General features: G+C 64.2%; 21 protein-coding genes. 14 read left to right on the plus strand and 7 right to left on the minus strand.

Going from position 1 to position 24,900, the window contains the following annotated elements; genetic code table 11:
- Nucleotides 1-11: 11 nt before the first annotated feature.
- From topA to proC, 5 genes are all read left to right on the plus strand, one after another.
- Nucleotides 12-2,735 (plus strand): type I DNA topoisomerase, encoded by a 2,724-nt coding sequence (gene topA / locus PQ627_RS10400; RefSeq protein WP_274260698.1) that lies wholly within the window; start codon nucleotides 12-14, stop codon nucleotides 2,733-2,735.
- Between the two features lie 64 nt (nucleotides 2,736-2,799).
- Nucleotides 2,800-3,246, plus strand: a complete 447-nt coding sequence (locus PQ627_RS10405; protein ID WP_274260701.1) for an SseB family protein — start codon at nucleotides 2,800-2,802, stop codon at nucleotides 3,244-3,246.
- Between the two features lie 78 nt (nucleotides 3,247-3,324).
- Complete coding sequence (locus tag PQ627_RS10410) at nucleotides 3,325-4,449, plus strand: Ppx/GppA phosphatase family protein (protein WP_144659129.1); 1,125 nt, start codon at nucleotides 3,325-3,327, stop codon at nucleotides 4,447-4,449.
- 1 nt (nucleotide 4,450) lies between these two features.
- Nucleotides 4,451-5,284, plus strand: coding sequence for a sugar phosphate isomerase/epimerase family protein (locus PQ627_RS10415; protein ID WP_144659130.1), 834 nt, complete (start codon nucleotides 4,451-4,453; stop codon nucleotides 5,282-5,284).
- 285 nt (nucleotides 5,285-5,569) lie between these two features.
- A complete protein-coding gene (gene proC, locus PQ627_RS10420; RefSeq protein ID WP_274260703.1) occupies nucleotides 5,570-6,400 on the plus strand; it encodes a pyrroline-5-carboxylate reductase in 831 nt (276 codons plus the stop codon).
- Between the two features lie 69 nt (nucleotides 6,401-6,469).
- On the opposite strand, the gene PQ627_RS10425 is transcribed toward proC, so the two are convergent.
- The 3 genes from PQ627_RS10425 to PQ627_RS10435 are packed head-to-tail and all read right to left on the minus strand — an operon-like array spanning nucleotide 6,470 to nucleotide 8,765.
- Nucleotides 6,470-7,108: a potassium channel family protein gene (locus PQ627_RS10425; RefSeq protein ID WP_011775951.1), complete on the minus strand. Its 639-nt coding sequence runs from the start codon at nucleotides 7,106-7,108 to the stop codon at nucleotides 6,470-6,472.
- A 40-nt stretch (nucleotides 7,109-7,148) separates the two neighbouring features.
- Nucleotides 7,149-8,582 (minus strand): TrkH family potassium uptake protein, encoded by a 1,434-nt coding sequence (locus tag PQ627_RS10430; protein WP_144659132.1) that lies wholly within the window; start codon nucleotides 8,580-8,582, stop codon nucleotides 7,149-7,151.
- Between the two features lie 45 nt (nucleotides 8,583-8,627).
- Nucleotides 8,628-8,765: a hypothetical protein gene (locus PQ627_RS10435; protein ID WP_260842307.1), complete on the minus strand. Its 138-nt coding sequence runs from the start codon at nucleotides 8,763-8,765 to the stop codon at nucleotides 8,628-8,630.
- On the opposite strand from PQ627_RS10435, the gene PQ627_RS10440 reads away from it, so the two are divergent.
- The 3 genes from PQ627_RS10440 to gdhA all read left to right on the plus strand — a co-directional run bounded on the left by PQ627_RS10440 (nucleotide 8,764) and on the right by gdhA (nucleotide 12,044).
- Nucleotides 8,764-9,912: an acetoin utilization protein AcuC gene (locus tag PQ627_RS10440; RefSeq protein ID WP_274260708.1), complete on the plus strand. Its 1,149-nt coding sequence runs from the start codon at nucleotides 8,764-8,766 to the stop codon at nucleotides 9,910-9,912. The genes PQ627_RS10435 and PQ627_RS10440 overlap by 2 nt on opposite strands.
- Nucleotides 9,913-9,978: 66 nt before the next feature.
- Complete coding sequence (locus PQ627_RS10445; RefSeq protein WP_274260709.1) at nucleotides 9,979-10,503, plus strand: ArsR/SmtB family transcription factor; 525 nt, start codon at nucleotides 9,979-9,981, stop codon at nucleotides 10,501-10,503.
- 203 nt (nucleotides 10,504-10,706) lie between these two features.
- A complete protein-coding gene (gene gdhA, locus PQ627_RS10450; protein WP_274260711.1) occupies nucleotides 10,707-12,044 on the plus strand; it encodes an NADP-specific glutamate dehydrogenase in 1,338 nt (445 codons plus the stop codon).
- Nucleotides 12,045-12,121: 77 nt separating this feature from the next.
- Here gdhA and PQ627_RS10455 read toward each other — a convergent pair whose 3' ends face one another.
- Complete coding sequence (locus tag PQ627_RS10455) at nucleotides 12,122-13,453, minus strand: alpha-hydroxy acid oxidase (RefSeq protein ID WP_274260713.1); 1,332 nt, start codon at nucleotides 13,451-13,453, stop codon at nucleotides 12,122-12,124.
- A gap of 78 nt (nucleotides 13,454-13,531) precedes the next feature.
- On the opposite strand from PQ627_RS10455, the gene PQ627_RS10460 reads away from it, so the two are divergent.
- On the plus strand, nucleotides 13,532-14,227 hold the full coding sequence (locus tag PQ627_RS10460; RefSeq protein ID WP_274260715.1) for a FadR/GntR family transcriptional regulator: 696 nt from the start codon (nucleotides 13,532-13,534) through the stop codon (nucleotides 14,225-14,227).
- A gap of 70 nt (nucleotides 14,228-14,297) precedes the next feature.
- On the opposite strand, the gene PQ627_RS10465 is transcribed toward PQ627_RS10460, so the two are convergent.
- On the minus strand, nucleotides 14,298-15,326 hold the full coding sequence (locus PQ627_RS10465) for a LacI family DNA-binding transcriptional regulator (protein ID WP_144659138.1): 1,029 nt from the start codon (nucleotides 15,324-15,326) through the stop codon (nucleotides 14,298-14,300).
- Between the two features lie 179 nt (nucleotides 15,327-15,505).
- On the opposite strand from PQ627_RS10465, the gene PQ627_RS10470 reads away from it, so the two are divergent.
- The 5 genes from PQ627_RS10470 to PQ627_RS10490 are packed head-to-tail and all read left to right on the plus strand — an operon-like array spanning nucleotide 15,506 to nucleotide 21,423.
- Nucleotides 15,506-16,918, plus strand: a complete 1,413-nt coding sequence (locus tag PQ627_RS10470; protein WP_274260718.1) for a Gfo/Idh/MocA family protein — start codon at nucleotides 15,506-15,508, stop codon at nucleotides 16,916-16,918.
- A 27-nt stretch (nucleotides 16,919-16,945) separates the two neighbouring features.
- The gene (locus PQ627_RS10475; protein ID WP_274260719.1) at nucleotides 16,946-17,941 is read left to right on the plus strand and encodes an NAD-dependent epimerase/dehydratase family protein; all 996 of its coding nucleotides are present in this window, start codon (nucleotides 16,946-16,948) and stop codon (nucleotides 17,939-17,941) included.
- Nucleotides 17,938-18,843 (plus strand): 5-dehydro-4-deoxyglucarate dehydratase, encoded by a 906-nt coding sequence (locus tag PQ627_RS10480; RefSeq protein WP_274260721.1) that lies wholly within the window; start codon nucleotides 17,938-17,940, stop codon nucleotides 18,841-18,843. The genes PQ627_RS10475 and PQ627_RS10480 overlap by 4 nt, the downstream gene beginning before the upstream one ends.
- Entirely contained in the window at nucleotides 18,843-19,991 is a 1,149-nt protein-coding gene (locus tag PQ627_RS10485) for a mandelate racemase/muconate lactonizing enzyme family protein (RefSeq protein ID WP_274260723.1), read from the plus strand. Before PQ627_RS10480 ends, PQ627_RS10485 begins: the two co-directional genes overlap by 1 nt.
- The gene (locus PQ627_RS10490; RefSeq protein ID WP_274260724.1) at nucleotides 19,972-21,423 is read left to right on the plus strand and encodes an aldehyde dehydrogenase (NADP(+)); all 1,452 of its coding nucleotides are present in this window, start codon (nucleotides 19,972-19,974) and stop codon (nucleotides 21,421-21,423) included. Before PQ627_RS10485 ends, PQ627_RS10490 begins: the two co-directional genes overlap by 20 nt.
- 133 nt (nucleotides 21,424-21,556) lie before the next feature.
- On the opposite strand, the gene PQ627_RS10495 is transcribed toward PQ627_RS10490, so the two are convergent.
- The gene (locus tag PQ627_RS10495; RefSeq protein WP_274260726.1) at nucleotides 21,557-22,678 is read right to left on the minus strand and encodes a M24 family metallopeptidase; all 1,122 of its coding nucleotides are present in this window, start codon (nucleotides 22,676-22,678) and stop codon (nucleotides 21,557-21,559) included.
- Complete coding sequence (locus PQ627_RS10500) at nucleotides 22,675-24,723, minus strand: DUF6807 family protein (protein WP_274260729.1); 2,049 nt, start codon at nucleotides 24,721-24,723, stop codon at nucleotides 22,675-22,677. Before PQ627_RS10500 ends, PQ627_RS10495 begins: the two co-directional genes overlap by 4 nt.
- Nucleotides 24,724-24,900 lie beyond the last annotated feature (177 nt).

Genomic DNA, 24,900 nt, shown 5'->3' on the forward strand with positions numbered 1-24,900 from the left:
GTAGGAGCACCGTGCCCAGCAAGGCAAAAACCGGCAAGAAACTCGTGATCGTGGAGTCTCCGGCCAAGAGCAAGACCATCGCCAAGTACCTTGGCGAGGGCTTCATCGTCGAGGCTTCCATCGGCCACATCCGTGACCTTCCGCAGCCCTCCGACCTCCCTGCAGAACTGAAGAAGACCTCGCTGGGCAAGTTCGCCGTCGATATCGAAAACGACTTCAAGCCGTACTACGTCGTTTCCCCGGACAAGAAGAAAAAGGTTGCCGAACTCAAGGCCCAGCTGAAAGACGCTGACGCTCTCTACCTCGCAACCGATGGGGACCGCGAAGGCGAAGCCATCGCGTGGCACCTCCTGGAGGTCCTGAAGCCCAAGGTTCCCGTTTACCGCATGACCTTTGGTGAAATTACCAAGGAAGCAATCCACAGGGCCATGGACAACCTGCGCGATGTCGACGGTGCGCTCGTTGATGCCCAGGAGACGCGTCGTATTCTTGACCGGCTCTATGGTTATGAGATTTCCCCGGTCCTGTGGCGCAAGGTTGCCCGGGGCCTCTCGGCTGGTCGAGTGCAGTCAGTGGTGACCCGCATGGTGGTCGACCGTGAACGCGAACGCATGGCGTTCCGCGCGGCTTCCTACTGGGACCTGACCGGTCAGTTCGGTGCGGGATCGGGCTCGTTCAAGGCAAAGCTTGCCGCGGTTGACGGCGCAAAGGTTGCCAGCGGCCGCGACTTCAACGACAACGGCCAATTGACGTCCTCCAACGTGGTCCACCTGAACGAGGAACGCGCCACGTCCTTGGCCGCTGGGCTGGAAAACGCAGATTTCCGTGTCCGCTCCGTCGATACCAAGCCGTACACCCGCAGGCCGGCAGCTCCGTTCACCACTTCGACCTTGCAGCAGGAAGCAGGCCGCAAGCTGCGGTTCTCCTCCAAGAGCACCATGCAGATTGCGCAGCGTCTGTATGAAAACGGCTACATCACCTATATGCGTACGGACTCCTCGGCGTTGAGTGATGAAGCACTGACCGCGTCCCGCCGCCAGGCTGCCGAGCTCTATGGGCCCGAGTATGTGCAGCAAAGCCCGCGTGTCTATGCGAACAAGGCCGCCAACGCCCAGGAAGCACACGAGGCCATCCGTCCCGCCGGTGACTCCTTCCGTACGCCTGCCCAGGTTGCCAAACAGCTCAGCGGTGACGAGTTCCGCCTGTACGAGCTCATCTGGAAGCGCACGGTAGCCTCGCAGATGGCCGACGCCAAGGGTTCCACGGCTACGATCCGCCTGGGTGCAGTTGCCTCCGATGGGCGGGACGCAGAGTTCTCTGCCTCCGGTACTGTCATTACCTTCCCTGGCTTCCTGGCCGCCTACGAAGAGGGCAAGGACGAAAGCCGCGGCGACGACGATTCTGATGAAGCCCGCCGCCTGCCGAACGTTGCCAAGGATGATTCCCTGACGGCGTCGGACATCGTGGCTGTTGGTCACGAGACGTCCCCGCCCCCGCGATACACCGAAGCTTCCCTCACCGCGGAGCTGGAAAAGCGCGGCATTGGCCGTCCGTCAACGTACGCGTCCACGATTTCCACCATCCAGGACCGCGGTTACGTCCGTAAGCAGGGCTCGGCCTTGGTTCCCAGCTGGATCGCGTTCTCGGTCATCCGCTTGCTGGAACAGCACTTCACGGACTACGTGGATTACGAATTCACGGCGGACATGGAAGGCGACCTGGACAAGATCGCCAACGGCCAGGCTGCCGGGACCGAGTGGCTCAAGCACTTCTACTACGGTGAGGACGCCGATCCCGGTCTGCTCAGCATCGTCAACAACCTCGGCGAGATCGACGCGCGCGAGATCAACTCGGTTCCCATCGCTGAGGGCATCACCCTCCGAGTGGGCAAGTTCGGGCCGTACCTGGAAAGCTCCATCCCCACCGTCGATGAGAAGACAGGCGAAGTGGTTGAGTCCGCCCGCGCCAACGTCCCGGAAGAGCTTGCCCCCGACGAGCTCACGGCGGAAAAAGCCAAAGAGCTGATGGAGACGGCCGCCCCCGAAGAACGTGTCCTGGGAACGGACCCCCACACCGGTCACACGGTGGTGGCCAAGAACGGCCGTTACGGTGCCTACGTCACCGAGATCATCCCGGAGATGACCGAAGAGGAACTGGCCAACCAGCCGGTGGAGTACTACAAGAACGGCAAGCCCAAGCCCCCCAAGAAGCCGGTCAAGGCCAAGCCCCGCACGGGTTCCTTGTTCAAGTCCATGACAGTGGACAGCGTGACCCTCGATGAGGCCCTGCAGCTCATGAGCCTTCCGCGGGTCCTGGGCGAGGACGCTGAGGGCAACCCCATCACTGTCCAGAACGGCCGCTTTGGCCCGTACTTGAAGAAGGGTACGGACTCCCGGTCCATCGGATCCGAAGAGGAAATTTTCACGATCACGCTGGACCAGGCCCTGGAGATCTACTCGCAGCCGAAGCAGCGCGGCGCACGGGCGGCCGTGCCGCCGTTGGCTGAGTTCGGACCGGACCCCGTTTCGGAAAAGAACATCGTGGTGAAAGAAGGACGCTTCGGGCCCTACATCACCGACGGCGTCACGAATATTACTGTCCCGCGCTCAACGTCCCTTGAGGAACTGACCCGGGAACGCGCCGTCGAGCTTTTGGCCGAAAAGCGGGCCAAGGGACCGGTCAAACGAACCACTACACGCAAGGCACCTGCAAAGAAGGCAGCAGCCAAGAAGTAGTCAAGGGCCGGCCGGGGAGCATTCGCGAATTGCGCCCCGGCCGGCATCGTGGTCGAGTAGAACCATGACTGAACAGACGGTTTCACCGGACAACCAACCTTTGAACGACCTCGAGGCGAAGCTCGCCCTGGCCGACCAGCCGGATGCGAACCCCGTGGACGTCATCCTCGCGTTCCTGAACAACGAGGTCTACCTTGTCAGCTCGGAAGCTGTCGACGGTCCCGACTCCTCGGTTGAGCCGCTGGTGCTCTCGAACGCTGACGGACAACCCGTTTTGGCTGTCTTCAGCCACCCCAGCCGCGTTGACGAGCGCTTCCTCGAAGCCGCTCCGCACGTCCTGGGCACCATGGGTTCAGCGATCCTGGGCAATATCGGCGACGAGCTCGGCATGGTCATCAACCCGGGCAGCGAATTCGGCTTCGAAATCGATCCCGAGGGCATCGCCAATATCCGGCGTGACTTCAAGCGCGCCGACGAGGTGGATCAGGCGCAGGTGGATCAGGCGGAATAGGAACCCGGCTTTCTTCCCGTTGGCGAAACGTCACTGCCAAGTTGCTTACCGGGCTTCGAATCGGTGAATAATGGCAGAATGCGTCTTGGCGTTCTCGACATCGGGTCCAATACCGTCCACCTGCTTCTGGTGGATGCCCACCCTGGCGCGCGCCCGGTAGCTTTCGCTTCCCATAAGCGCCCGCTTTCCCTGGTGCAGTACCTCGACGGTGACGGCAATATCAGCGACGCCGGCCAGCATGAGCTCATCGAATTTGTCTTGGAGGCCTGGGAGTTCGCTGCCAGCCACAAGGCAGAGGATCTCCTGGCTTTTTGTACCTCCGCCATCCGCGAGGCAACCAACGGCCCGGAGGTCCTGGCAAGGGTCAAGCATGAAACGACAGTGACCCTCCAGGAACTCACCGGCAGCGAAGAAGCATCCATGACCTTCTTCGCCGTCCGGCGTTGGTACGGCTGGGGTGCCGGTCCGATCCTGGACCTTGACATCGGTGGCGGCTCCTTCGAAATGGCGTACGGAACGGACGAGCTCCCCGAGTTCGCAACGTCGGTCCCGCTGGGGGCCAGCCGGTTGACGCGGGACTGGCTCCACGATGACCCTCCCAGCGCCAAGAGCGTCAAGGAACTGCGCCGCTACATCCGGTCGACGTTGAAACCGGTGGTCCGCGACTTCCACGACCTTGGCCGCGCCAACCTGGTGGCCGGAACCTCCAAGACGTTCCGCTCACTGGCCCGTATCGCCGGCGCCGCACCGAGTGCTGCCGGTCCCTACGTGAAGCGCGAGCTTCATGCCGCAGACCTGGGCTTGTGGGCGCAGCGCATTTCCGCCATGACAGTCGCGGACAGGCTGTACTTGCCAGGTGTTTCGGAGGCGCGGGCGCGGCAGTTGCTGGCGGGTGCGCTGGTGGCTGAAGCTGCCCTTGAACTGTTCGAATTCCCGACCATGGAGATCTGCCCATGGGCTCTCCGGGAAGGCCTGATCCTGCGGCGACTGGATCAGTTGGTTTTCGAAGAGGCCTTGGATCCCGCTCCCCATGTGGGAAAGAGGAAGAAGAAGGACAAGTCCAAGAAGAAAGCTGCCAAGGAGAGCAGCCCAACCCCAGATAGTGATGAATCCCAGCCGGATGTGAAAGAGTTTCCGGTCCCGGTAAATACCCCTGCCCCTTCCCCCATACCAGCCCCCGCGGCAGGCGGGCTGGCCTCCTGAGATGAGCAACGACGTCGAACCTGAAGTGAATGACCGCCAGATCCCCGTGGCGCTTTCCAGCGCCTCCGTTTATCCCCTGAGCGTCCATGACGCCTTCGCTGTGGCCCAGGACCTGGGTTACGAGGGCGTTGAGGTGATGGTGACCAACAATGCCGTGAGCCAGGACCCTGCGGCCCTGATCCAGCTCAGCCACCGCTACAACCAGGAGATCGTGTCGATCCACGCCCCGACTTTGCTGTTGACCCAGCAGGTGTGGGGGACTGCATGGAACAAGATCGAGCGGTCCTGCCAGATGGCCACCGAGGTGGGCTGCGACACTGTGGTGGTCCACCCTCCTTTCCGCTGGCAGTCCAACTATGCGGAGAACTTCGTTGAGGGCGTGCGTGAAATCGCCACCATGTACAAAGTCCGCATCGCGGTGGAGAACATGTACCCGTGGCGCGTGCGCGGACGTGAAGCGGTTGCCTACCTGCCGCACTGGGACCCGCTGGGGCAGGATTACGACGACGTCACCTGGGACTTCTCGCACGCCGCCACTGCCGGGGCCAACAGTTTGGAAGCCATCAAAGCCCTGGGCAGCAAACTCCGGCACGTCCACCTGACCGACGGTTCGGGTTCGGGCAAGGACGAGCACCTGGTTCCAGGTACGGGGACCCAGCAGTGCGCGGACGCTTTGCAGCATCTGGCGGCTTCGGGCTTCGACGGCGTGGTGGTGGCCGAGATTTCAACGCGCAAGGCAAAAGTGGCGGGGGAGCGGGAGGAAATGCTGGCCGAAACCCTGCGTTTCGCGCGCCAACACCTCACGGTTCCGCTGGTTCGCAGCACGGACCAATAGTCCGCAGCACGGACCACTAAGCCGAAACCGCGGGCTAAAAGCGCCGGGTTAAAGCCCGGTTAAAAGCGAAAGCACCGGCGGTCGAATCGGGAAATGGGGGAAAACCCGTCCGGCCGCCGGTGCTGCTGGCGGACATCCCCATGCCCGCCTCATCACTCGCACCCTCAATGAGGTAACTACTAAGTTACGGACCGAGCATGAGTGCTGCCTGCAATAACCTTGGGAACAAGCTGTGAATCCGGAACCCATTCGACCCCGTCCGAGCTCAACTGCAATGATGGAGCCATGAGCAACCGAATCGCATTCCTTGGCTGTGGATCCATGAACGAGGCCATCATGGGGGGCCTGCTCAACGCGGGCACTGACCCCTCGGACATCGTCGCGACGGTCCGCAGGGCGGAGCGTGCCGAAGAACTCGCCCAGCGCCACGGCGTGACGGCGATCGCCGGTGAGGAAGAGCCCGACAACAACAAGTTGGCCACCAAGGGCTCCAGCATGGTCATTCTTGGCGTCAAGCCGGTGGGCATCTTGGAACTGGCCCGGGAGATCAGCCCTGCCTTGGCGAAGGACACCATCGTGGTGAGCGTCGCGGCGGCCGTCTCCATCGCGCAGCTGGAAGCGGCACTGCCGGAAGGCCAGCCGGTGATCCGCACCATGCCGAACACACCCGCCCGGCTTGGCCGCGGCGTCGTATCTGTTTCGCCGGGGACTCATTGCATTCCGGAACAGCTTGAGAGTGTCAAGACGGCGCTGGCAGGCGCCGGCAAGGTCGTGGAGATCCCCGAAGAGCAGGTGGACGCGTTGTCTGCCATCAGCGGTTCGGGCCCGGCCTACGCGTTCTACCTCGCCGAGGCCATGGCGGCAGCGGGCGTGAAGCTTGGTTTGGACGAAGAACTGTCCGTTATGCTCGCCCGTGAAACAGTGGCGGGCGCTGGCTTCATGCTGGCCGAACCGGGCGCGGACCCGCATGCCCTTCGCGTCGCCGTCACCAGCCCCAACGGCACTACCGAACGAGCCATCGCTGCGTTCGACGACGGCGGGATCCCCGGGATCATTGCCGACGGTGCCAGGGCCGCAGCGGCCCGCGCAGCCGAAATCACCCGGCAGCTCGGCTAGTTTTTTGTACAGCTAACGCCCTCAAAAGGGTGTCCCAAGGGCGTTGGCTGTACAAAAACTCCATAGGGGTCAGGGGCGTGCGGCGAAGCGCTCCAGCAGGTCCACGTGTCCGGAGACGATCAGCATGTCGTGGCCGGACACTTTGGTTTCCGGCCGGGCATAGGTGAAGTCCTCGCCAGGAGTCTTCACGCCCACAATGGTCACGCCGTACTTGGAACGGACCTTGGATTCTTCCAGCGTGAAGCCAACAGTCTCCTTGGGCGGGTACATCTTGACGATCGCGTAGTCGTCGTCGAACTCGATGAAGTCCAGCATGCGCCCGGAGACGAGGTGGGCTGCCCGGACTCCAGCATCGGCCTCAGGGTAGATCACGTGGTTGGCGCCGATCCTGGTGAGGATCTTGCCGTGGGACGGGGTGATCGCCTTGACCCAGAGGTGCTGGATGCCAAGATCCACCAGGTTCACGGTGATGAGCACGGAGGACTCAATGGACGTGCCTACGCCGACGACGGCGGAACTGAACTCCTGCGCGCCAAGCTGGCGGAGGGCATCGATGTTGGTGGCATCGGCCTCAACGACATGGGTCAGCACCGGAGCCCATTTCTGGACCAGCGTGCGGTCGCGCTCGATGGCCAGGACTTCGCGGCCCTGCTTGACCAATTGCTCGGCCGTTGCGGAGCCGAACCGGCCGAGTCCGATGACCAACACCGGGGCATTGTGTGCGGGGCGGTTGGCGGCCCCTGTGGAACTAGCCAATGATTGGCCTCTCTTCCGGGTAGTGGAACAGCTGGCTGCGCTGGCGCAGTGCCAGCCCGGCTGCAAGGGTTACGGTGCCGACGCGTCCGGCGAACATCAGCGCTGTCAGGACATAAACGCCCGACGGCGGCAACTCGGCGCTGAGGTTGGTGCTCAGTCCCACGGTGGCGAAGGCGGAAATGGATTCAAAGAGCACCCGGTCAAGTGACGCTCCGCTGATGGAGAGCAACAGGAACGCTGCAACAGACACCAACGTGGCGCCGGCGACGATCACTGAGATGGCCACACGCATCGTGCCCTGGGGAATGGTGCGTCCGTACACCTTCACATCGGCGTCACCGCGGGCCTCTGCCATGATGGCCAGGAACATGACGGCGATGGTGGTCACCTTGATGCCGCCGGCCGTGGAGGCAGAGCCGCCGCCGGCAAACATGAGCGCGTCGGTGAGCAGCATGGTGGTGGACTCCATGTGGTTCTGGTCCACCAGGTTGAAGCCGCCTGACCGCGTCATGACGGAGGCGAAGAGCGAGTGGATGATCTTATCGCCAAGGTTCATATTGGCGATGGTCCGCACGTTGTCCCATTCCATCAGGGCCCACAGGACGGTACCGGCTGCCAGCAGGATGAAGGAAACCTGGATGGTGAGCTTGGTGTGGAGGTTCCACTTTTTCCAGTTGAGCCCGTTCTGCTGGAGGACCATCACCACGGGGAAGCCCAGGCTGCCGAGGAAGACACCGAGCATGAGGGGCACCAGGATCCAGAGGTCGGTTTCGTAGGGAACGATGCCATCGGAGTGGGGCGTGAATCCGGCGTTGTTAAAGGCTGAGATGGAGTAGAACACGCCGTGCCATACTGCCTGCCAGAAGTCTTCGCCCAGCACGATGAAGCGCGGAATCAGTGCCAGCGCGAGGGCTCCTTCAATGACCACGGAAGTCGTGATGACGATCCGGAGCAGGGTGCCGACTTCTCCAAGGCGGCCGGCGTTGTTCATGGCTTCCTGGGCGATGAGCTTGCCGCGAACGCCAAGGCGCTTGCTGACCATGAGCGCCAGCAGCGAGGCGAGGGTCAGGGTGCCCAAACCACCCACGAAGATGCCCACCAGAATCACGAGCTGGCCGAAGAACGTCCAGTGGGTTGCCGTGGAGACCACGGTCAGGCCGGTGACGCAGACACTCGATACGGCTGTGAACATGGCCTGGTGCAGCGGCGTCACAGTCCCTTCAGTTGACGCTGCCGGAAGGGAAAGCAATCCAGTGAAGAACAGGATGACCACGGCGAACACAGTCAAGGCCAAACGCGCCGGTGAGGTGTTGGCAATGTTGTCGATGAAGTCGCGCACACGGGTGAAGATCCAGAGACCTTCACGCTCCTGCTGGTTGGGTTGCCAGTTGGTCGGGCTGGTGGACCGCGACTGGCTGTGGGACATGGCGCTCTTCCTTGGTTGAAACAAGCTTTCCTGAGTAGTAAACCACTATTCGCGCGCGTAACCGGGGCGTTGGGCTGTTCCAGCCTCAGGTAGCCTGTTCTGGATGAACTCCACGCTTGGAACAACTGCTTCCAGCATTACGCGCTCCGCACTGCCAACGACGGTGGTGTGGGATCCAGCCATGACTTCTTACAATTTCGGTCCGGGCCATCCCATGGCGCCGCAGAGGCTTGAACTGACAGCCCGCCTTGCCCAATCGCTGGGCCTCTTCGATCACCAGCATGTGGCGGTGGAGGCACCCGGCCTGGCAACCGACGTCGAACTTTTTACCGTCCACAGCCGCGAGTACGTTGAGGCGGTCCGGCGGGTCAGCAACGACCCAAGCCGCCCGGAGGAAGACCGCGGGCTGGGGACCGAGGACGATCCTGCGTTCGCGGGGATGCACGAGGCCAGCGCCAGGCTGGCCGGCGGTTCCCTGCTGGCGGCGGACACCCTCCTGTCCGGCCGGGCGGTGCGTGCGGTCAATTTCAGCGGCGGCATGCACCACGCCGCACGTGACCGGGCGAGCGGATTCTGCGTCTACAACGACGTCGCGATGGCCATCCAGAGACTGCTCGACGGCGGTGTGCAGCGCGTGGTGAGCATCGACGTCGACGCCCATCACGGCGACGGGACGCAGGGCATTTTCTGGAACGATCCCCGCGTCATGACCATCAGCCTCCACGAAACCGGCCTGACCCTGTTCCCTGGGACGGGCTTTGCCAACGAAACCGGTGGTCCTGAGGCGCCGGGGACCGCGGTGAACGTCGCGCTTCCCACTTTCACGGGGGACGCGGCATGGTTGCGCGCGTTCCATGCCGTGGTGCCCCAGCTGGTCGGCGCCTTCAAACCTGAAGTGATCGTCAGCCAGCACGGTTGCGATTCGCACCGGGACGACCCCCTGACGCACCTGAATCTCAGTGTCGACGGGCAGCGCGAGGCCGCCTCCGCCGTCGCCAGTTTGGCCGCCCGCTACTGCGACAACCGTTGGATCGCCACAGGCGGCGGCGGGTACGACGTCACGGGCGTGGTGCCGAGGGCCTGGAGCCACCTGATCGGGATGGTGACCCAGCGGCCGGTGGCGCTGAGCCTTCCCGTGCCGGAAGCGTGGCGGACGTACGTCAAGGAAAGCTACGGTGTGTGGGCTCCTGAAAAGATGGGCGACGACGTCGACGTCTGGTGGCGCTCCTGGGAAGTTGGCTACGATCCCGCGGACGAAGTTGACCGGACGGTCATCGCGACGCGCAAGGAGATTTTCCCGCTGTACGGCCTGGACCCTTGGTTCGACTGAATCCTGCACGAAAGCACAAGGAAACAAGGGATGCCAAGTGGCGTATATGTCGCTAGGGTGTAAGGCATGGTGACTGACGACGTATTTGCCGTCATAGCTGAGGCAACCAGGCGCGACATCCTGGTTTCCCTCCGCTCTGGGGATAAGGCTGTAGGCGAACTGGTGGAAGAACTGGCTGCGAGCCAACCCACCATCTCCAAGCATCTGAAGGTGCTGCGCGAGGCCGACCTCGTCAGCATGCGCGCGCAGGGCCAGAAGCGGTTCTATGCGCTCAATCCCAAGCCGCTCGCCGGCGTCGCGAACTGGCTTGAGACGTTTGACGTCGGACCGGCCGCTCCCGCCGCCGTCGCTCCGGCAGTGCCGTCCCCGGCTGCGGAACCGGTCGCTGAATCGCCAACGCTTCCCGAAGCCATCAACCAGGCCGCGAAGGTCCACGCAAGCGATACCGCCGTCGTACTGGACCCGGCGTCGGACGATACCGTTCCGCAGCAGATCGGCCGCACGGTCGGCCGGGCAGCCACCAAGGCTGCCGATCTGTTGGCGAACCTTCCCAACCTGCCCAATCTGCCCAAGTTCGGGCGCAAGCGTTAACCACCGGAATTGCGTGACGCTTGTCACATTGTGATGTCTTGTCGTCCAGCTGTTCCTTGACTTGCCGGTGATTTTCTACGCTTGTGTTAACTCCTGTGGCCGGGTCACATTGTTCCCGGATGGAGATCCTACGTCCTGGGGTGCAAGCATGGGCGGAACCGATTCGTTCCGCCGCCGCCGGCGCACCGAGGATAGGAAGACGCATGGATTCAAGGCTCGAAACCGTCCGCGACACAGTTCTGGCACGGAACCCGGGGGAGAAGGAATTTCACCAGGCTGTCATCGAGGTCTTTGAAAGCCTTGGCCCGGTCCACGACCGTCACCCCGAGTTCCTCGAAGGTGCCGTCCTGGAGCGACTGTGCGAACCCGAACGCCAAATCATCTTCCGCGTCCCGTGGACCGACGACGCCGGACGCGTGCACGTGAACCGCGGCTTCCGGGTGGAATTCAACTCGGCACTCGGCCCGTACAAGGGTGGATTGCGCTTCCATCCTTCCGTGTATCTGGGAATCGTGAAGTTCCTGGGCTTCGAGCAGATCTTCAAGAACGCGTTGACCGGCATGCCCATCGGCGGCGGCAAGGGTGGATCCGACTTTGACCCGCGTGGCCGCTCCGATGCCGAGATCATGCGGTTTTGCCAGTCCTTTATGACCGAGCTGTACCGCCACATCGGCGAGTACACCGACGTTCCCGCCGGTGACATCGGAGTGGGTGGCCGGGAGATCGGCTACCTTTTCGGCCAGTACAAGCGCATCACCAACCGCTATGAGTCCGGCGTCCTGACCGGCAAGGGCATTTCCTGGGGCGGTTCGCTGGTCCGTCCGGAGGCTACTGGCTATGGCACGGTGATCTTCGCGCAGGAGATGCTCAAGACCCGGGGTGCCTCCTTCGATGGGCAGCGCGTTGTGGTCTCCGGTTCAGGAAACGTAGCCATCCATGCAATTGCCAAGGCCCAGTCACTCGGCGCCACGGTGGTGGCCTGTTCCGACTCCGCCGGTTACGTCGTGGACGAGGCGGGGATCGACGTCGAACTTCTGAGCCAGATCAAGGAAGTGGAGCGTGCGCGTCTGACGGAGTACGCCGCCCGCCGCGCCGGGGCCAGCCATGTTGCCGGAGGTTCCGTGTGGGACGTCAACGGCACCGTTGCGCTGCCGTGCGCCACGCAAAACGAGCTCGACGGCGAGGCTGCCGCCAAGCTGGTCAGCAACGGGCTGATCGCGGTGGCAGAAGGCGCGAACATGCCGTCGACGCGTTCGGCGGTGTCCGTCTTCCAGGAGGCCGGCATCCTGTTCGGACCGGGCAAGGCCGCCAATGCCGGTGGTGTCGCTACGTCCGCGCTTGAAATGCAGCAGAACGCCAGTCGCGATTCCTGGTCCTTCGAGCACACGGAGCAGCGGCTCACCGAGATCATGGTGGGCATCCATGATCGCTGCGCCGAGACAGCGGAAGAATACGGTGCGCCGGGGAACTACGTGGTGGGCGCCAATATTGGCGGCTTCGTCAAGGTAGCCGACGCGATGCTCGCCCAGGGCCTCATCTAACGCCCGTGGCACCCAAGTAGGGGACAGCTCCTGTCGCAATGAGCAATCATAGCGACAGGAACTGTCCCCTACTTGGGTTAGCGCTGGAGCAGCCGCACGTGCTCCGGGTTAAGGTCCGAGACCTTGCTGACGCCCAGGAGCGCCATGGTCCGGGTCATGTCCTTTTCCAGGATCTGGATGGTCCGGTCCACGCCTTCGCGTCCGCCGGCCATCAAGCCATAGAGGTAGGCGCGGCCGATCAGCGCGAAATCTGCGCCCAATGCCAGAGCTGCCACGATGTCCGCGCCGCTCATGATGCCAGTGTCCAGGATGACATCGGCGTTGCTGTTGTCCGCCTGGAGAGCCCCGGTGACCTCCGGCAGCAGGTGGAAGGGGATGGGTGCGCGGTCCAGCTGGCGGCCACCATGGTTGGACAGGATGATGCCGTCGGCGCCGTGGTCAACAACGCGCCGGGCGTCCTCCACGGTCTGGATGCCCTTGACCACCAGCTTGCCCTTCCAGGTTTCGCGCAGCCAGTCCAAGTCCTCATAGGTCAGGGTGGGGTCGAACATGGAGTTGATCAGGTCGGCCACGGTCCCGGTGTAACGCGAGAGGGAAGCGAACGTCAGAGGTTCGTGCGTCAGGAAGTTGAACCACCACGCCGGACGGTAGGAGGCATCCAGGACAGTCTTCACGGTAAGCGCCGGTGGGATGGTCATGCCGTTGCGGACGTCGCGGAGGCGTGCACCGGCGACGGCGGTGTCCACGGTGACCATGAGGGTGTCGTTGCCGGCCTTTGCGGCGCGTTCGATCAATTCCAGCGAGCGGTCACGGTCGGTCCACAGGTACAACTGGAACCAGTTGCGGCCGTTCGGGGCGGCCGTTGCAACGTCCTCGATGGAGGCGGTGCCCATGGTGGACAGCGTGTACGGGATTCCGGCGGCTTCAGCGGCCTGCGAGCCGGCATATTCGCCCTCGGACTGCATCATCCGGGTAAAGCCGGTAGGTGCAATGCCGAACGGAAGCCTGGATTCCTTGCCGAGAATGTCCGTGCGGAGGTCGATCCTGGACACGTCCCGCAGGATGCCCGGCCGGAATTCGATGTCCTGGAAGGCCTGGCGTGCCCGGCGAAGGGTGATCTCTTCTTCTGCGGCGCCGTCTGTGTAGTCGAACGGCGCTTTTGGTGTGCGGCGCTTGGCGATGTCGCGCAACTCCCAGATGGTGCTGGCACGCTTGAGCCGTGCGGCTTTGCTGAATTCGGGCTTCTTGAACTGCATGAGCGGCGCGAGGTCGGAGACTTTGGGAACCCGGCGCTTCAGGGCCGGAGGCTGCACGACGGCGGGTCGCGGCTGGGGCGGCCGGGTCACGTTTTCGTCGCTCCCGGCGTTGGCGGGCGCGGCCGTGATCTTGGGATCGAGGGTGTCGGTCATGCTGTTCTCCCTTGAATGCTGTGTGGTCTAACCACACTGTAATCCATGTGGTCGGACCACATCAACTAGTATTCCGGTATGCGAACGCACGAACTTGTCCTGCAGTGGATCGAGAAGCAGCTCTCCGATGGCGAGCTCGTCCTGGGTGGCCGCCTGCCCGGGGAGCGGACGATGGCCGAGCAACTTCAGGTCTCACGGACCTCCGTGCGCGAGGCAGTGAGGATCCTCGAAGCCATGGGTGTGGTGCGCGCCGGCGTGGGTTCCGGCAAGGATGCCGGGACCATTGTCATCGCTGAGCCGGGATCGGCGTTGGGTTCAACCCTTCGGCTGCATGTGGCAACCCGCCATCTTCCCGTGGCCGACATTGTGGAGACCCGCGTCCTGCTGGAATCCTGGGCTGCGGCGCGCGCCAGAGTGGGCGTACCCGCGCTGGGGGAGGCCGCGGAACTGCTGGACCGGATGGACACGACGCGGGACATTGGGACCTTCCTGGCCCTCGATGCCCGCTTCCATGTTGCCCTGGCGGAGGCGGCAGGCAACGCGGTGGTCAGCGCAATGATGGCCTCGCTGCGTGGCGCGATCGAAAACTACGCGGGCGAACTGACGGAAAACCTACCCGACTGGCACGCGACCTGCGCCAGACTGCGGCTCGAACACCGCGCCATCCTCGCCGCCGTGAACAATAACGACGGCGGCAAAGCCGCTGAGCTGGTGGCAGCCCACATCCAAGGCTTCTACAAGGAGGCAGGACTGGGCTCATCCCACGCGTCCTAGAGCAACGCGGGGTCACTTATGGCCCATGGAAGCCCTCCGCAGGGGCCATAAGTGACCCCGCGTTGCTTTTCTAGGCGGGCTTGAGGGCCGGGGCTGCGGTGCTTTTGCGGATTTCCATGCGCGGTGAGAATTCGTCCTGTGCCTGGCTTGGGGCTGTGTCCGACTGTTGGATCTGTTCCCGCATCCGCCGCCACGCCAGGCTCCCGAGCTCGTTGATGGGCACGGCCGCCGTGGTCAGGGGAGGAGTGGTGTATTTGGCGAAGGGAATGTCGTCGAAACCCGTCACGGAAATGTCCTCCGGGACGCGGATTCCCCGCTCGTGCAGGCCGCTGAGCAGGCCCATGGCCACGAGGTCGTTGAAGGCAAGGATGCCCGTGGCGCCGCTGGCGATGATGGCGTCGGTGCATTCGTGGCCCGAATCAAAGTTGGAGCCGCCCGGGAGCATCTGCAGTTCGATCTCCGGGTGCTCCGCCCGGAACTGGTCCAAGCCAACCAGGCGTTGCCGGTTCGAAGCACTGTGCTCGGGGCCGGAGAGGAAGGCCAGTCGGCGGTGGCCGAGCGATACCAGGTGCTGCGCCAGTTCCTGGATGCCCTGGCCGTAGTCCACGCTAAGGCTCGGCGTGTTAGTGGCTACCGTGGTGCGGTTGATAAGGACCAGTGGATGCAGGGTTGGTGCCAGTTCCTCGAGCTCGGCATCGCCCATGCGGGGAGCGCAGAGCACCACGCCGTCGCAGCGCCGCCTGGCTTCTCCGGCCAGGATTGCTTCCTCGCTGGTGACTTCCGAGGAGTCCGCGATGAGGACGCGGTACCCGTCCTGGGCCGCTGCGATGCTGAGTCCCCGAAGGATGGCCTGGAAGGTTGGGTTGGCAAGGTCCGGGACGACGATGCCGATGGTGTCGGTCTTTCCCAGGGCCAGGCTTCGCCCGACCGGGTTGGGTTGGTACTTGAGCTCAGCCGCGGCGGCGCGCACCCGTTCGGCGATACCGGGATCAACTGCGGCGTTACCGTTCATGACGCGTGAAACCGTTGCGTGTGAGACGCCGGCCTTCTCCGCGACGTCGGCAATACCAACGCGCCTGTTGGTGTTCCTGCGTGCCATGTGGCCCCTTCCCTTTGTTCGTCCCCCGAGTGCTTCGTCGTTGGCGCACTGGTTGACGTGACCACCAGAGTCTTGATAGAAAGCTTATAACCCTCTGAGAAAACGCTTTCTCACATATTCTTCCACACGTATCCGGGCCGTCAAGCGGTTCACTCCTGCCTTTTGAAAGGGGCACAATCATGGTCAACGTCGACTCAGCCGAGACCCGCACCGCGCCAGCGGACGCGACAACCCGGACCGGAGGCACGCAGCGGACCCGTATCGCCCTCATTGGAACCGGCGGCCGCTCGGAAATGTACATCCGGGCCATCTACGGACAGCACGCAGACGTAGCCCAGCTTGTTGCACTGTCCGACGTCAACCAGGGCCGCGTGGACTTCTACAGGCAGCTCATCAAGGAACTTGGCGGAACGGAGCCTGTGGCTTCCTTCGAGCCGGGCGACCTCACCGGTTTCATCCAGTCCAACGGCATCGAGCGCGTCATCGTCACGACACCCGACTACACTCACGCGGACTACATCGTCGAGGCGCTCGAGGCAGGCGCCGACGTCGTGGTTGAAAAGCCGCTGACCATCGACGTCGAGGGTTGCCGCCGCATCACGGAGGCAGTCGCCAAAACCGGACGCAACGTGGTGGTCACCTTCAACTACCGCTACTCGCCGCGCAACAGCGCGCTTAAGGAAGTCATCCAGAACGGCGTGATTGGAAAGGTCACGTCCATCGACTTCAGCTGGGTGCTGGACACCGTGCACGGCGCGGACTATTTCCGCCGCTGGCACCGTGACAAGAAGAACTCCGGCGGGCTGCTCATCCACAAGGCCTCGCACCACTTCGACCTCGTCAATTGGTGGATCAATGATGTCCCGGAGCGCGTGTTCGCCTCCGGCGGCCTTCGCTTCTATGGCGACAAGAACGCCGCGGAACGTGGCCTGGGAGCCCGCCCCGAGCGCGGCACAGTCGATGGCCTGGAACACGACCCCTTCCGCCTGGACATGCGCGAGGACGAGCGCCTGAAGGCCCTGTACTACGACAACGAAAAATTTGACGGTTACCTCCGCGACCAGGACGTCTTCACGGAAGGCATCACCATCGAGGACAACCTCGCCTTGGTGGTGGATTACCAGGGCGGGCCTACCCTGAGCTACTCGCTGAACGCGCACAGCCCCTGGGAGGGCTATCGCGTCACGGTCAACGGCACCGAGGGCCGCGCCGAACTCGAAGTGGTGGAGCGTGCCGCCGTCGAGTCCAGCACCGACAAGAAGACCGTGGTTGACCCGAGCGCCACCCCCATCGAGGAAGACGACGCCGTTCGCCGCAATGGTGAGCGGCTCGTGGTCCAGCGACACTGGGAAGCTGCCTATGAGGTGCCCATCATCAACGGTGAAGGCGGCCACGGCGGCGGAGACAACCTGCTGCTCTCGGACCTCTTCAACGGCCCCGGCATCGACCCGCTGGGCCGTCCGTCCGGCTACATCGACGGTCTTCGCTCGGTGTCTGTCGGTATCGCAGGCAACCAATCCCTGGAGACTGACCTCCCCGTCCGGATCAGCGAACTTGGCCTCGGCGTCGATCTCGGCCGCAACCAGGCCTGACCGCTTTCCCACACAAGGAGACAGACCATGAGCAGGATTTTCGTTACCGGCGGTTCGGGCAGGCTCGGCCGCAGCGTGGTGTCCGGCCTCGCCGAGGCTGGACACCAGGTGATTTCGGTCGATCGCGACGCCGTCCCGTCCGGCCAGTTGCCAGCCGGAGCCGAGCAATACACCGCAGATTTGCTGGCGCCCGGGGAAGCGGAGCGGCTCATCCGCGAAACGGCGCCCGACGCCGTCATCCACCTCGCTGCCATTGCCGTACCTTTCAGCGCGCCTGAGGACGTCATTTTCAGTACCAACACCCGGCTCGCCTATGCGGTGCTCGCCGCGGCGACCGACGCCGGGATACCGAAGATCATTACGGCCAGCAGCCCCACCGCCCTTGGCTATGGTTCGCCGGCCGGGTGGTTGCCGCCGTCGTTTCCCTTGAACGAGCAGACGCCGCCCAAGCCGTGGAACGCCTATGCGCTATCGAAGCTGATTGCCGAACAGACGGTGCAGATGTTCGCAGCGGCCCAGGGCAACACCATCCGCTATGCCGCTTTCCGTCCCTGCTTCGTGATCTCCCCGGAGGAATGGGAAGGAGCGCCCACGCAGCAAGGCCACACGGTACGCGAACGCCTGGACGATCCCGCACTGTCCGCGCCGGCCCTGTTCAACTACGTGGACGCCCGGGATGTCGCCGAATTCCTGGATGTTCTGCTGGCGAAAATGGACACCATTCCCAACGGAGAAGTGTTCTTCGTTGGCGCGAAGGATGCCTTGGCCACAGCTCCCCTGGCTGAACTCTTCCCGCGCTTCCTGCCCGGCAGCGGACCCCTCACCGCGCACCTGACCGGAACCAGCCCGGCGTTTTCCATCGACAAGGCCCGCGAGCTTCTGGGGTGGGAGCCGAAGCGCACCTGGCGGACCGAACTTACCCCGCCGTATGCCGGCCCCGACACTGCAGCACACCGAGCACCACTCAATGACGAGATCCACGCCGGCCTGGTACCGGCGGGAGCAACCAAGGAGACACCATGAATTTCGACGGCGTTTTATTCTTCCCCGTCACGCCCTTCGCTGAGGACGGCAGCGTCGATGTTGCCCTGCTCAAGGAGCACATCACCTCACGACTGCCGTTCGGGCCGGGCGGCGTTTTCCCCGCGTGCGGCACGGGTGAATTCCATGCTCTCTCCCTCGATGAGATCCGCACTGTGGTGGCTGCCGCCGTCGAGGCCGTTGCCGGAACCGTCCCGGTGGTCTCCGGCGCCGGTGGACCGCTGGGGCACGCCCTTGCCGCTGCCAAGGTGGCAGAAGAAGCCGGCGCGGACGCCCTCCTGGTCCTTCCGCCCTACCTGGTCACGGGCCCCACAGACGGTGTGGTGGCGTACGTTGAGGCCGTCGCCGCAGCCAGCAGCCTGCCCGTTATCGTGTACCACCGGGGCACCGCCAAGTTCACCGCCGAAGCCATCACCCGCCTCACCGCGAACCCGAAAGTGGTGGGCTTCAAGGACGGGATCGGCGACGTCGGCCTGGCCCAGGAAATCGTGTCTGCGATCAACGCGAGCGGCCGCACGGACTTTGCCTTGTTCAACGGGTTGTTGACCGCCGAACTGACTCAGGGCGCCTACCGCGGACTGGGCATCCCCCTGTACTCCTCGGCAGCTTTCGCCATGGCGCCGGAGATCGCCAAGGCCTACTACGACGCCTACATGGCCGGTGATGAGGAACGACGCCATGCCCTCCTCGAAGGGTTCTACGCGCCGCTGGTCCGTCTCCGGGACCAGACTCCGGGCTTTGGCGTCTCGCTCATCAAGGCCGGTCTCCGGCTGGCAGGTTTGCCGGTTGGTCCGGTCCGCCCGCCGCTGGTTGATCCCAATGAGGAGCAGCTCCTTGAGCTCAAGGCCATCCTGGCCAAGGGCCACGAATTGGCGGAGAGCTGATGCCAGCCCGCATCACTGGCCTGTCCACCCGGCTGATCACGGTTCCGCTGCTGCGCAGCTGGGGTGCGGAGGCACCGGAGAACCATGTGATTGTCACCTGCCTGACAACGGACGACGGCGGCACGGGCCACGGTTTCTCCTGGACCCCTACGATTGGTCCCCAAGCGGTCAAAGCGCTCCTGGACCACGACATCGCCCCGTTCATCATCGGGCTCGAGGCGAATGCGGAGACGGTGTGGGACCAACTGTGGAAGCGGCTCCATGAAGCCGGTGGGGGAGGCCTGACCACCATCGCAATGGCCGGCGTCGACCTCGCGCTGTGGGACTTGAAGGCACGGCAGGCGGGGACCTCGGTCACCGGGCTTTTGGGGCAACGCCAGGAGTCCGTGGAGGTCTACGGCTCCGGCGTGAACCTGCACTATTCATTGGAGCAGCTCGTGGAGCAAGCCCGGCGCTGGGTCGCCGCAGGGCACCACGCCGTGAAGATCAAGGTGGGGAAGCCCGAACTCACCGAAGACGCCGAGCGGGTGGCCGCTGTCCGGGAAGTCATTGGTCCGGACCGGCGCCTCATGATCGATGCGAACCAGCGCTGGGACCTGGCGCACACCTTCCGTGCCTTGGAGGTTTTGGGGGAGTACAGACTGGAATGGCTGGAAGAACCCATCCGTGCCGACGACCTCTGGGCCTACCGCCGCTTGCGGAAGCACTCGCCGGTGCCCATTGCCTTGGGTGAAAACGTCCACACCGTGTACCGCTTCCGCGACTTTATCGAGGCCGAAGCCGTGGACATCATCCAGCCCAACATCGTCCGGGTTGGTGGCATCACACCGTTCCGCAGGATCGTTGAATTGGCCCGTACCCACAGCATCCGGGTGGCCCCGCATTTGCTCCCTGAACTTTCAGGCCAGCTCGCGCTCACCTTGGCTGAACCGGTCAGCGTCGAAGACGTGGAGGATGCCTCGTTCGGGCAACTCGGAATCCTGGCCGGCCCCAGCCCCGTGCGGATCAGCAACATGACGGGAACCACCAGGCTCAGCTCAGCGGGCCTTCCCGGACTCGGCTTCCAATTTTCCGGGGGACCGCAGCAGGCCTATGACACTTCAGCCCTTGACAGCAAAGGAAACCGCAGTGAGTACAGCAACTCTTGATCTGACCTCCATCACCGCAGCAGCCACGGCAGCGGCGAAGGTGACCGCAGCAGCTTCCGACGCCGAACGCGCGGCCTGGTTGACCGCCGTCGCCGACGCGTTGGACGCGAACGTGACAGAGCTTGTGGCCATTGCCGACTCCGAGACGAGCCTTGGCACGGTACGGCTGACCGGTGAAGTAGCAAGGACCAGCGGCCAGCTCAGGTTGTTCGCGCAGGTCATCACCGAGGGTTCCTACCTTGAAGCGGTGATCGACCACGCCGATCCCTCAACCACCCCGCCCAAGCCCGACTTGCGCCGCATCCTGCGTCCGATCGGTCCGGTGGCCGTGTTCTCGGCGTCGAACTTCCCGTTCGCTTTCTCCGTTGCCGGGGGCGATACCGCATCAGCGCTCGCCGTCGGGTGCCCGGTGATCGTCAAAGCACACTCCGGACACTTGCGGCTCTCGGAGCGGACGGCGGAGATCGTCACCGAAGCCTTGTCCAAGGCCGGAGCTCCGGACGGTATTTTCGCGTTGGTCAGTGGCAGGGAGGCCGGGACCGCGCTGGTCCAGGACCCTGCCATCAAGGCCGTGGGCTTCACCGGGTCCATCCCCGGCGGGAGGGCGCTGTTCGATCTGGCGGCTTCACGGCCTGAACCCATTCCGTTCTACGGCGAGCTGGGCAGCCTGAATCCCGTGGTCATCACAGCCGAGGCGTTGGCCGAACGTGGGCAACAGCTTGCTGCGGGCCTGGCGGGCTCCTTCACCATGGGCGCCGGCCAGTTCTGCACCAAGCCCGGGCTCGTGTTCATCCCGGCCGGGACGGACTTCGCCTCGCAGCTTGCCGAGGCGAGCAAGGACAAGCCGACCGCTGCCATGCTGACGGAGCGCATCGCGGAAGCGTACCCGGACGGGCTGCGGAGCGTGGCAGACCAGCCGGGAGTCGCCGTCGTCAGTGGCTCGGTGGAGCAGGACAGCCTTTCGGACGGCGCCGCGCCGGTGGTCTTCTCCACGACGGCGGCCAACGTCCTGGAACGCCCGGAGGAGCTGCTGGAGGAATGCTTCGGCCCCACGACGTTGCTCATCGAGTACGCCAACCAGGAGGAACTGTCTGCCGCCCTGGCAAAGGTTCCGGGGAGCCTGACGGGCACTGTCCACGCAGAGCCGGATGAGGACGTTTCGTCACTCGTGGAGCAGCTGAGTGGATTGGCGGGGCGGGTACTGTTCGATGGCTGGCCCACCGGTGTGGCCGTGAACTGGGCCCAGCAGCATGGGGGGCCGTACCCCGCCACAACCTCGCTCTTCACCTCGGTGGGCGCCACCGCGGTGCGTCGCTTCCAGCGCCCCGTGGCGTATCAGGATGCGCCGGAAAGTGTGCTGCATCCGGCCCTTCGCGATGCGAACCCCTTGGGCATCCCGCGACGCGTGGACGGCATCCTGACGCTCGGCTAACCCAAGTAGGGGACAGCAAACGTCGCATTGAGCCCTCATTGCGACAGTTGCTGTCCCCTAGTTGGGCCGCCACGGACGAAAGGGGCGGGCTACCGTAATGGTGACCCGCCCCTTTCGTGCGTGGTGGCCCCGGTCAGGGGCGAAGGGTCAAGGGACGACGGCGGCCGTCCACTTCCGTGATCGGCCAGCGTTCGTCTACGGTCAGGACCCGCACGCCGGAGTCCGTGAGCAGAACGGTATCTTCGATCTTCACGCCGGGTCCCGAGGGGTTCCACGTGAACGGTTGGTTGAGGACGATCAGATCCGTGACGTCGGCTGTGACCCGGGGGTCGCGGCCCGCGTATCCGGCCGGACCGCCCTGGTGATGGAGCTTCCACTGGTCTTCACCGAAGCCGTGGCGGGTGTAGGCCTTCTGGATTTCGCTGAAGACCTGGTTGAGCCGGACTCCCGGAAGCGTGGCCCGGAAAATGTCGGCCTCCACTGCCGCGATGCGTGCCTCGGCGTCGAGCTCCGCGGGGGTGCCGGCGTCGAATGCCACCCAGCGGGTCACGTTGGCAACCAAGCCGTTGCGACGGGCACACACAACGGCCATGGCACGGCGACCGATGGCGGAGTGCGTGGCCAGCGGATGACGGAAGCTGCTGCGGGCCTCACCGTTGCAGAGGAGCACGAGCGGTTCGGCGCCCATCGCCACGATGCGGGCAGCGAGTTCCGAAACCAGGTGGAATTCGGTCGTTTGCGGCGTCACCGTCTGGAGGACGTCCGTCATGGCGCGCGCTACGTCAGCTGAAAGCCGGGCATACCGCGAGGCTTCGCCGGGCAAGAGCTGTTGGCGGGCGGCCCGCAGCTCGGTAGCGATGGCGGCTTCCACCAGGGGGTCGCCATCGACCGCCAGCTTCGCCGCCGCAGCGTGCAGTTGCCCGTTCCATTGCACCGTGTCGAGGCTGACCCCCTCGGGGAGCTCTTCAGCGCTGATCCGTCCGGCCTCGTTGTTGAACGTCACCAAGTGGTCGCCTGCCCGGTCCACCAGGAGCGCGGCGATCGGATCTCCGGCCAAGCTGATGTGGACCCGGCTGCCGTCCAGATACCAGGTGAGGGCCGTATTGGAGGTCAGGAGGAGCGAGTCGCGGCCAGCGGCATCCAGGATGTCCAGGACACGACGGCGCTTCACGGCACGGTCGGCGACGTTGCCGGGGGCTGCGCTTGCGGGAGCCGGCGTCGAGTGAGTCGTCGCGGACTGAGTAGGTGTGGTCATGCCGGTTCCCCCAAAGTGGTGATGAGCTGTTCAATGTCATGCGTTGCCAGGAACCCGTCCACGATAAGGACCCTCACTGTCCGATGGACCGACCGGCCCGGTTCGGTGGACACCGGGCTGTCCCATGCCAGGGACAGTCCGACGCCGGGATAGCCCTCGTGCCGCACGAACCACGGGTCCGGTGCCTGTGGCGAGGCAAGGAACACGAGTGTTGCGGGATGGCCCAGCCCGGGATCATCGGTGACGTGCGCGGAGCCGGCGGTACCGGCGTCGAACGTTCCCGACCAGGCCAGCCACGGCGCGACGCTCCCGTGGACCGCGTCCTCGCCACGTGCCTCGGGCGTCCAGATAGTGGCATCGGCAACTGCGGGCAGCCGCCAGAAGAAGCCACCGTAGCCGCCTTGCGGCCGCCCGTTGGAACCCGGACTGCCCAGCATCACCGGACGTCCTGTGGCCGATTCCAGCGTGAAGTCGAGCCTCAACTGCCAGGCTGAACGTCCGACGGCGGCCCACCGCCACTGGCGCTGTTCGCGGAGTATGGGCGAGTGGTCCGGAGCGAGCCAGCTCAGCTGCTCACGCCGGTACCCGTCGCCGTGTTCTGCTGAGTCCGTGACGATCCTCCCGTGGTCTTTGCGCCAGACGTACATCCCGGCCTCGCGGGTGTAGGTCCGGCCGCCCCAGAAGTTGGTCCCGTCCACATCCTGCAGGGCCACGCCGGCCCCCAAATGCCACACATGGTCTTCCGGCACGTGGTCCGTGACCACGGTGCCGCCGAGAGTCCGCACAGGATGGAGGTAGGGCCGTGGCGATGACGTGGGCCGGATGTACGTGCCGTCCTGGACGTTGGCGACCGTGGCACCGTTGATGGTGAGTTCAGGCGTCATCGAGGACGTCCACGGTACACCGAGTTCAGCGAACGTGGCCTGGCCTAATGCCGCCCGGCGGATCAGGGACCCGATGCCCCGCACCACGGCATGGGACTGGTCCCCCTGGCCTTCCCACGCAATGAACTCCTGAGGGATCGGGCGAGGGGCGTGGGCTGTCCGGACGGCTTCCAGCACGGCCATGTAGGCACCGGAACCGCTCAAGGGGCTGAGCAAATCGGCTTCGCTGCGTGCCGCCAGGAGGTTTTCCAGAAGATCGGTCCGTCCGAATGTTTCTTCCCTGGTTCCTTCCGAGGTGGTGATCTCCACGCGGTCTTCGGTGTAATAGAGCGTGAGTTGGCCCAGGGTGCCGTGCACGGTGACGACGGGTGCTGACTGCTCGGGGGCGCTGAGCGTCAGGGCACAGGTGAGCACAGTCCCTTGCGTCGTCCGGACCCGGACGACTGAGGTGTCGTCACTCTCGGTGTCGTTGGCCCGGTAGAGGTCTGTGTCGACGGCCTGAACGTCATCCAGGGTCCGGGCGCCGGCCAGCCGAAGCCCGGTAGCTACGGCGTGCGCCAGAGCGTTGGTGGCCACCCCGTCCACCACATCGGTTCCGTCGAGGCTGCGCTTGCCTGCCCAGCGGGAGCGTTTGAAGTACGCCTTGTCGCGCAGCCACATGCCGGTGGCGCTGATGCCGCGGACTTCACCGATGGCTTTGGCAGCCACCATGGCGTCGATGGCCGGGAGGGCGTCCGAACCCAGGCTTTGGAAGCCAACCTGGACCAGGCAACCGGCGTTGGCTGCTGCTGCCATGACGTCCCGGTATTGGGCCAGGGAGGCGACCGGCGGTTTTTCAAGGTACACGTTGGCCCCTGCCCTGATGGCCGCGAGGGCCAAAGGAGCATGGGTTTGGATTGGTGTGGAGACGATGACGACGTCCGGTGCCGGGCCTGTTGCCAGGAGCTCGTCCAAGGAGGCGAAGACCGCCACGTCGGTTGCGAGTGTGCCTTGGGAAGGAGGTTGCGGATCGGCCACTGCCACCAGTTCCAGGATTCCGGCGGCGGACAATCTCTCCAGGTTTTCCAGGTGGCGTTCGCCGAAGCCGTGGACACCCACCAGTGCTATGCGGGGCAAACGCGCGGGGTCCTTGGGTGGGACGGCAGCCAGGGATTGCGTCATGAAAGTGTCCTAACTGGGTCCGGGACGGAGGTCAAGGGAGTCTGGAGTATGTCTGGAGCGGCTTCATCAGAAAACGCTTTCTCAAAAATTAGCAAAAGGCTGTACATGGGTCAAGAAAACGTTTACTTTGGTACGGAGCCGCTGAAACCGGGACCCGGATCCTGGCACTTCGAAGGG

It is taken from the genome of Paenarthrobacter sp. AB444, from assembly GCF_028736865.1.
In the GTDB taxonomy this organism is placed as follows: Bacteria; Actinomycetota; Actinomycetes; order Actinomycetales; family Micrococcaceae; genus Arthrobacter; species Arthrobacter nicotinovorans_B.

Excerpts from the sequence above, each read along its gene's own strand:
- PQ627_RS10405 (WP_274260701.1), top strand. The coding sequence starts at position 2,800 with ATGACTGAACAGACGGTTTCACCGGACAACCAACCTTTGAACGACCTC.
- PQ627_RS10410 (WP_144659129.1), top strand. The coding sequence starts at position 3,325 with ATGCGTCTTGGCGTTCTCGACATCGGGTCCAATACCGTCCACCTGCTT.
- PQ627_RS10415 (WP_144659130.1), top strand. The coding sequence starts at position 4,451 with ATGAGCAACGACGTCGAACCTGAAGTGAATGACCGCCAGATCCCCGTG.
- proC (WP_274260703.1), top strand. The coding sequence starts at position 5,570 with ATGAGCAACCGAATCGCATTCCTTGGCTGTGGATCCATGAACGAGGCC.
- PQ627_RS10430 (WP_144659132.1), bottom strand. The coding sequence starts at position 8,582 with ATGTCCCACAGCCAGTCGCGGTCCACCAGCCCGACCAACTGGCAACCC.
- PQ627_RS10440 (WP_274260708.1), top strand. The coding sequence starts at position 8,764 with ATGACTTCTTACAATTTCGGTCCGGGCCATCCCATGGCGCCGCAGAGG.
- PQ627_RS10435 (WP_260842307.1), bottom strand. The coding sequence starts at position 8,765 with ATGGCTGGATCCCACACCACCGTCGTTGGCAGTGCGGAGCGCGTAATG.
- PQ627_RS10445 (WP_274260709.1), top strand. The coding sequence starts at position 9,979 with ATGGTGACTGACGACGTATTTGCCGTCATAGCTGAGGCAACCAGGCGC.
- gdhA (WP_274260711.1), top strand. The coding sequence starts at position 10,707 with ATGGATTCAAGGCTCGAAACCGTCCGCGACACAGTTCTGGCACGGAAC.
- PQ627_RS10455 (WP_274260713.1), bottom strand. The coding sequence starts at position 13,453 with ATGACCGACACCCTCGATCCCAAGATCACGGCCGCGCCCGCCAACGCC.
- PQ627_RS10460 (WP_274260715.1), top strand. The coding sequence starts at position 13,532 with ATGCGAACGCACGAACTTGTCCTGCAGTGGATCGAGAAGCAGCTCTCC.
- PQ627_RS10465 (WP_144659138.1), bottom strand. The coding sequence starts at position 15,326 with ATGGCACGCAGGAACACCAACAGGCGCGTTGGTATTGCCGACGTCGCG.
- PQ627_RS10470 (WP_274260718.1), top strand. The coding sequence starts at position 15,506 with ATGGTCAACGTCGACTCAGCCGAGACCCGCACCGCGCCAGCGGACGCG.
- PQ627_RS10475 (WP_274260719.1), top strand. The coding sequence starts at position 16,946 with ATGAGCAGGATTTTCGTTACCGGCGGTTCGGGCAGGCTCGGCCGCAGC.
- PQ627_RS10480 (WP_274260721.1), top strand. The coding sequence starts at position 17,938 with ATGAATTTCGACGGCGTTTTATTCTTCCCCGTCACGCCCTTCGCTGAG.
- PQ627_RS10485 (WP_274260723.1), top strand. The coding sequence starts at position 18,843 with ATGCCAGCCCGCATCACTGGCCTGTCCACCCGGCTGATCACGGTTCCG.
- PQ627_RS10495 (WP_274260726.1), bottom strand. The coding sequence starts at position 22,678 with ATGACCACACCTACTCAGTCCGCGACGACTCACTCGACGCCGGCTCCC.
- PQ627_RS10500 (WP_274260729.1), bottom strand. The coding sequence starts at position 24,723 with ATGACGCAATCCCTGGCTGCCGTCCCACCCAAGGACCCCGCGCGTTTG.